At 66.9% G+C, this 6,121-nt stretch carries 5 protein-coding genes; 3 read left to right on the top strand and 2 right to left on the bottom strand.

What is annotated here, in order from left to right:
* The first annotated feature begins 361 nt into the window (after window positions 1-361).
* Entirely contained in the window at window positions 362-676 is a 315-nt protein-coding gene (locus ACWGIH_RS35810; RefSeq protein ID WP_453449525.1) for a CPCC family cysteine-rich protein, read from the top strand.
* A gap of 1,399 nt (window positions 677-2,075) precedes the next feature.
* On the opposite strand, the gene ACWGIH_RS35805 is transcribed toward ACWGIH_RS35810, so the two are convergent.
* On the bottom strand, window positions 2,076-2,420 hold the full coding sequence (locus tag ACWGIH_RS35805) for a hypothetical protein (RefSeq protein WP_453449524.1): 345 nt from the start codon (window positions 2,418-2,420) through the stop codon (window positions 2,076-2,078).
* A 349-nt stretch (window positions 2,421-2,769) separates the two neighbouring features.
* Between ACWGIH_RS35805 and ACWGIH_RS35800 the strand changes: the two genes are divergently transcribed.
* Complete coding sequence (locus ACWGIH_RS35800; protein WP_453449523.1) at window positions 2,770-3,429, top strand: hypothetical protein; 660 nt, start codon at window positions 2,770-2,772, stop codon at window positions 3,427-3,429.
* 134 nt (window positions 3,430-3,563) lie between these two features.
* Here ACWGIH_RS35800 and ACWGIH_RS35795 read toward each other — a convergent pair whose 3' ends face one another.
* Complete coding sequence (locus ACWGIH_RS35795; RefSeq protein WP_453449522.1) at window positions 3,564-4,571, bottom strand: pentapeptide repeat-containing protein; 1,008 nt, start codon at window positions 4,569-4,571, stop codon at window positions 3,564-3,566.
* 475 nt (window positions 4,572-5,046) lie between these two features.
* On the opposite strand from ACWGIH_RS35795, the gene ACWGIH_RS35790 reads away from it, so the two are divergent.
* Window positions 5,047-5,517: a hypothetical protein gene (locus tag ACWGIH_RS35790; RefSeq protein WP_453449521.1), complete on the top strand. Its 471-nt coding sequence runs from the start codon at window positions 5,047-5,049 to the stop codon at window positions 5,515-5,517.
* The last annotated feature ends 604 nt before the right edge of the window (window positions 5,518-6,121 follow it).

Raw genomic sequence — 6,121 nt, 5'->3', positions numbered from 1 at the left:
CCCGCCCAACGGCGTCCCCCTCTCGCGGGGGCGGGCGGCGTGCCCGGGGGGCCTCCGGGCGAGGGGGGGCTGGTGTTGACGCCGCTCTGCGCGCTGTGCCCGACGGTCCTGGGAAGCTGCCGAGGCGCGCTGTGTCGAGCAGTTCCGTGCCGCCAAAGGCGACTTCCAGCACCAGGTGACAGCGGCTGCGTGGAGCTGCTCCCGTATTGGGAGACAGTTCCACGCAGCGTTCACACGGCGTCGTCAGGCGCCACCGAAGAGAGGCGACATCACCTCTTGCCCCTGCGCGGGATGGGTCAGATGGCAGTCAGCTGGGCGTGGCTTGGGCCGTTTATTGTGGGTCACTCCCGGGAGGGGAAGGATGATGGCCATGGTCTCTGGCGAAACGCCCACCAGTCCCGCGAATGCCCTCATCGCGTGCCCGTGCTGCTTCCAGCGAACGTTGGAGGAGCGGGCGAACTTCGAGATATGTCCAGAGTGCGGCTGGGAGGACGACGGGCAGGACGACGTGGATGCGCACCTCGTCCGGGGCGGCCCCAACGGTCGGCTGAGCTTGGCCCAGGCCCGGTTGGACTATCGGGAGGTAGTAGCCGAGGAGTGCGAGGAGTCGACGACACGCGGTGGTGCGGGGCTGTGGCTGTCAGAAGCACGGCGCCAGGTTCCGGACGTGGGTTAGGGCGTCGTCCAGAAGCGCTTTTCGCCACGCCGCGAATGCTTAACGGCGGCCACAGCTGACTTCGCGCGCTCACGGAGCGGCGTCTCACGACCGCCTCGAGGTGGTTCGTAGTTGAGGGTGCAGACACCGTCCGCGCAATGTCGTCGCGGACGACGCGGTGCCAGACGTCGACGTCGCCGACCCACGATGATGGTTCCTGCGGGGAAGTGGTCGGCAACCGGCACCGGTGCATGAGCAGAGCACGCCTCACGGGTGCGTGTAGAGGTAGCGCTTACGGATGCGTTCCCATCGGAGGCCGTTACCCCTTGGCCGTGGTCGTCCCTCGCCGTTGCTCGGGTTTCCTTGCATGTGCCGGGCAGTGTCCGCCCGTGGTGAGTTCGGGGCAGCCGGGGACAGAGCAAGAGGGCGGGACTTACGGGGCATGGAGGATCACCTCCATCGAGGGGCGGGGCGCGGGTGGAACGTTGCGTTCGCGCGGATAGTTATGCTCCGTAGCGCTTCGTGGGTAATACATCCGGCACACGGACAGCCCCACCAAGTCAGGGAGCCCGCTATGACGTCTGCACCGACCCGCAGCACCCCACCGCAGGTTGAACTGCGGTGCGGCGGATTGCACGTGACCATTCAGCGCGTGCCCGCGTGGCTCGTCTCGCTGATCAGTACGGCGGGCGGCATCGGTGCTGCGTGGTGGACCCATCAATGAGCGGGGTGGAGGGAATCGAACCGTTTCTACCGCCCGGTTTCAGTACGGGGACCACCCGCGCTTACTCGGGGCAGAGTGCACGCCTGCCCCGCACCGCTTCCGCTGGGGCGCATGGAGGCGGGTGGGGCTTGCGTGGCACAGGAGGCACCAAGTTAGAGGTAATTGACCTGTTAGGCTTCTATTTGTCGCACACTCACGTCATCGAGTGAAAGAACGCATTTGGCGCGGCGAAGCGGGTGCTAGAGGGCCAAGCTGAAGCCCAGCGGAGAGGCAACAGTCCCGCCCCATTAACCTTAACTGTAGTTGCGGTTGCTACATGTTCTGGCTTCACCGCGTGGTGCACAAGTCGCTGAACTCTCGGCTAGCCGTCAGAGCCGAGTACCCCAACCCACTCCTACTGATTTATCCGGTGGGTTGTCGGGTGTGCGGGTCAGGCGGGGTGAGGCTGAGTGTCGTGCCTTGGAGGCATCAGTCGATGAGGTCGGGCCTGCCTTGGATTCTGCGCAGGTCTCCTCGGACTGCCCGTTCCAGCTGATCGCGGTCGTTAAAGAGCACGTTCGCGGTGACGCTGCGCCGCAGCAGAGACCAGATGCCTTCGATGGGTTGAACTGGGCGCAGTAGCTGAGTGATTGGATGCCGGTGAGCCAGTCATGATCAGCCGTGTACTGGCGCGCATCCCGGCAGACCGGTGGACGTTCAGTTGTCCCAGATCAACACAATGGGGCCGTCGAGCTGGATGTGCGCCCGCACGATCAGGTCGCGATAGTCCTTCCAGGTGAAGCCCCGACGTGCGCCCTGGTGGCGGCTCTGGACCTGGGGCCGGTAGATCAGTTTGCTGGACCGGCCGAGCTTGTAACAGGCCAGCGCGGCAAGGGAGGTCCGGCCTCGGGAGCCACCACGAACCGGGACCGTGGGTGTGCGGCCTCGGGGCGCCCAGTTTCGCGAGTGGTGCGGCTTCATCAGTTCCACTCTGGACAGCGCCCACCGCTCATCCGACCAGCCACGGCTCACCGTGCCCTTCAGCAACTCCACCTCAAGCACCGCGAATTCCTCCGCGGAAACTTGGGGCGCTTGGCCGGGCCGGAAGACCGCAACGCCTCAATGCTCTGCTCGCGCCAGGCCCGCGGCCAGCGCTCCACCGAACGCAGGCTGACCCGCAACTCCCTGGCAATGATCGCGTTCTTCTCACTCCGGTCAAACCCCTGCCCCGCGACTATCCGTATCCGCTCCCGCGCAACCTGCTGGCCTGGCCCGAGCCCACCACCCTGCGCATACCGCATCCCTACGACATGTCACAGGGATCAAACACCGTCACCCTCCACGACAACCCACCGGAGAGATCAGTAGCTCGACGGCCGGTGCGGGGCAGGGCGTGGTTAGTGTGGCCTGTATGTCTGATCAGATGGATGTGGGCAGAGTCGCAGCAGCGTGGGGACGGATCAGCGGGTGGCTGGCGGAACATGCTCCGTTGTCGAGCGAGGCTTTGCTGCCGCCCGCTTCGCCGGAGGAGATCGCTGTCGCCGAGCAGAAGCTGCGGGATTACGCCGGGCATGGCTTCCCGGTCGAGTTGAAAGCCTTGTGGTCGCTGTGTGGGGGGCTTCGAACCGTTGACTTGCCGGAGGAAGACGAGGACGACGGAGATCTGAACCCGCATGGGTTCATCCCGGAAGGGGATCTGCTGTCCCCGCAGCGGGCTGTCCACGCGCGCCTTCGCTCCGATGGCTTTGCAGGCACGATGACGCCGCCGGGGATCCAATGGGTGCCGTTCTTGGGTGAGCATTGGGAGGGAGGTGTGTTCGGCCGGTACGTCGATGCCGCCCTTTCGCCGAGTCCCGTGGGCCGGTGGGATGCGATGGCGGGCCTGTACATCGGCGGTGTCGGTTTTACCTCGATCGCTGATCTGCTGGAGCAGACCGCCGACGGCATCATTCACGGCGGGGGGCCGTTGGTCACCGACGGCCAGGTGCCGGGGCTGGAGAAGGGTTGTCTGACGTGGGCGGACCCGAGCGACCCCCTGATGCGGCATCCTGCCTGGCGGCCTCTGCGCTAGGTGTGCCGCTCCGACACGGTGGTGACGCGGCTGGCTGGGGTCTGGCCGCTGATTCCGGTGTGGGGTCGGTGGTAGTTGTATCAGTCGAGCCAGTCGAGCCAGTCGAGCCAGTCGAGCCAGTCGGACCGCCGTCACTAGGCGGGATCGTGCGGGAAGAAGCTCAGGGGCTGGAGCGGCGGCGCGTTGTCTGAGCAGAGCACCCCGGCGGCCGCCGCGTCGAAGCCCTGGGGCCAGACCGTGGTGGCGTCGGCCACCGCTTTGGTGAACGTCGCCCCGGTCAGGTCGGTGCCTGTCAGATTCGCGCCGCGCAGATCAGCCAGCTCGAATCGCGCGGCACCGATGACGGCCGCTGTCAGGTCGGCATTGCTCAAGTCCGCCGCGCGCAGGTCGGCGTCGTCGAGCCGGGCGTGGCACAGCAAGACGGACCGCATCGAGGCCTGTCGCAGGTCGGCTCCCAGAAGTATGGCTCTGACCAGCCACGTTCCGGACAGGTCGACTCGTTGCAGCCGGGCCCCCTGGAGGTGCACGTTCGTCAGATCGGCGTAGTGCAGGTCCGCGTCGACGAGATCCGCGTGGTCCAGCATCGAGCGTCGGAGGTCCACCCGCTGGAGACGAAGTGTCAGCCCTTCGGGGCGTGGAGCACGGCCGAGCACGGTGACCGCCGCGTGCACATCCGGGGAGCGTAGGACCAGCAAGGTGTCACCCGCGTGCGCCAGGGCCACTTCACCGCTTCTCGCTATCTCGCCAGGGTCGGGGCGGGCTTCGAGCGGTGTGGCCAGTGCGTTGCGTTGTGCGAAGAGGCAGAGCACCTCGGCGACGGTCCCGCGATCGTCCCGTGAGTCGACAGCGACCCTCTCTAGAGCGAAGACCTCTCCTATGCGCACCTCCACGCTAGGGCTGCCCAACTGCTCCACCGCCGCGGTAAACCGCTCGCTGAGTTGTCCGTACCGCGTCACTTGCAATTGTCGCCAGGTGAAGAAGGCTCCAACAAGCAATGCCACCCCGGCCAGCCCCTGCAGCAGCGTGGTCCGAGTGTCGTTGATTGCCTTCGCGCGGTCCGGAACGCGGGCGCCGGCAGTGTCCCAGGCCAGGAGATGGCGCGGCGCGACGACGACGATCAGCGCGACGAGCAACGCGCTCACGAGGGCCGTACCGACGCCAAGCACCCACGTCCGGCCGGGCTTTCGCACCCCAGAGCCCCGCGCCGCAGGCGGCGACACGTCCCGCACGAGATGTCCGGGCAACGCTGCGGGCCTTCTCCTTCTACGCGCCATCTAAGGAGGCTGCGTCCCCGCGCCCGAACCAAAACGCGGGGCGCGCACACCGCGCCGCTGACCTCAGCTTCGTTCGCACGGCAGGCCGGTGGGCTGAGAGTGACGTCACCAACCACCGCACCGGGTACTGCCCAGACGTCACCTCCTGGCCGACCGTCGCTCGCGCCCTGCAAGATCTGGGGCTCGGTCGGCTGGCGGCGGCAGCAGAATCCGGACGTTGTCACGGCTGCGCAACAGCACCGCACGCCTCACCGTTCACTCCGGGTTCCCGGCTAGCGTTCCCGTCGCCAGCGCTTAAGACCCGGCGGCCGTCCAACGGCCGCGGGACATGGAAGGGAACCTCATGAGGCTCAAGCAACTCGGCCGGATCGGTACGGCTTGTGGGCTCACCGTCGCAGCGGTGGGCGCTTCGATCGTCTTCACACCGTCCATGGCGTCCGCGGACAGCACCTGGGAGTGCTACGGCAAGCAGGTCAAGCGCTGTGCGACCGTATGGTGGGACGACGAGGCCGACACCTACCGGGCACGGGCGAAGATCACCGACACCGCCGGCGGTGGCAACTACACGGTCGCGGTCAACGACGTGAAGCTCCTGCGCTTCAACGGCACCAGGACGCTCACGGTGAAGTCCGCCAAGGACAGCGACGGCTGGCACCGCACTCAAGACCTGGCAAGCACCTCGTCGGTCAACCCGTGCAGGTGGCCGACGAACAGTTTCCAGGTACAGGCCAAGTTCACCTGGAAGAAGCAGGGCGGGACCGCGAGCACCAAGACCTGGCGCCCCGACATGGGCTGGGGCCACGCCTGCAACTGACCGTGTCCGCTCGGGTTCCCCGCCCGAAGAGAACCATCGCGCTCTCGCTCCGGCCAGGGGCACCTGCCCGCCGCCCCTGGCCGATGCCCGTACGTTGAGGACACGGTTATCGCCCCCTGATCCCTACAGCAGTCACTGGACCCGTGGGGAGTGCGAGACCCGAGGGTGGTACTGGGTGAATCGGAACCCCTCGTGGACCTGGGAGTGTGCACCCGGCCTCGGCACTGACGGAAAGTTCAAGTACCACCTGTACCTGTGGTAATGAGGGGCAGGTGTAAGCCCGCGAGCAGGGCATCTCCCGCACGGTGTCCTGGAGTTGCGGACCGAGCGGATGCAGACGGGCACGTTCGCTGGGCTGCGGATGACGCCACCCATGGTGGCTTCCGCCGACTGACCGGATGCTGCCGGTAGCCGTGTGCTTCCGCGCACGACGGGGCCGTTAGCCCTGCTGTGCAGCGGCTCGGTCCGCTGCTCACGCAGGAGTCGGCCGAGCTGCTGTGGACCGTGGACGGCTCGCCGGTCCGGTCCGCAGCAGCCAGGTCTTTCGGAGTCCGGTCCCGGGGCGGTGGTCGGCATCTACCACCAGGCCTGTGCCGGCGCTCGG

The sequence above is a fragment of the Streptomyces sp. NPDC054872 genome, assembly GCF_053610705.1.
Note: the sequence above shows the minus strand (reverse complement) of the source record. Positions and strands in the feature narration are given on the sequence as shown.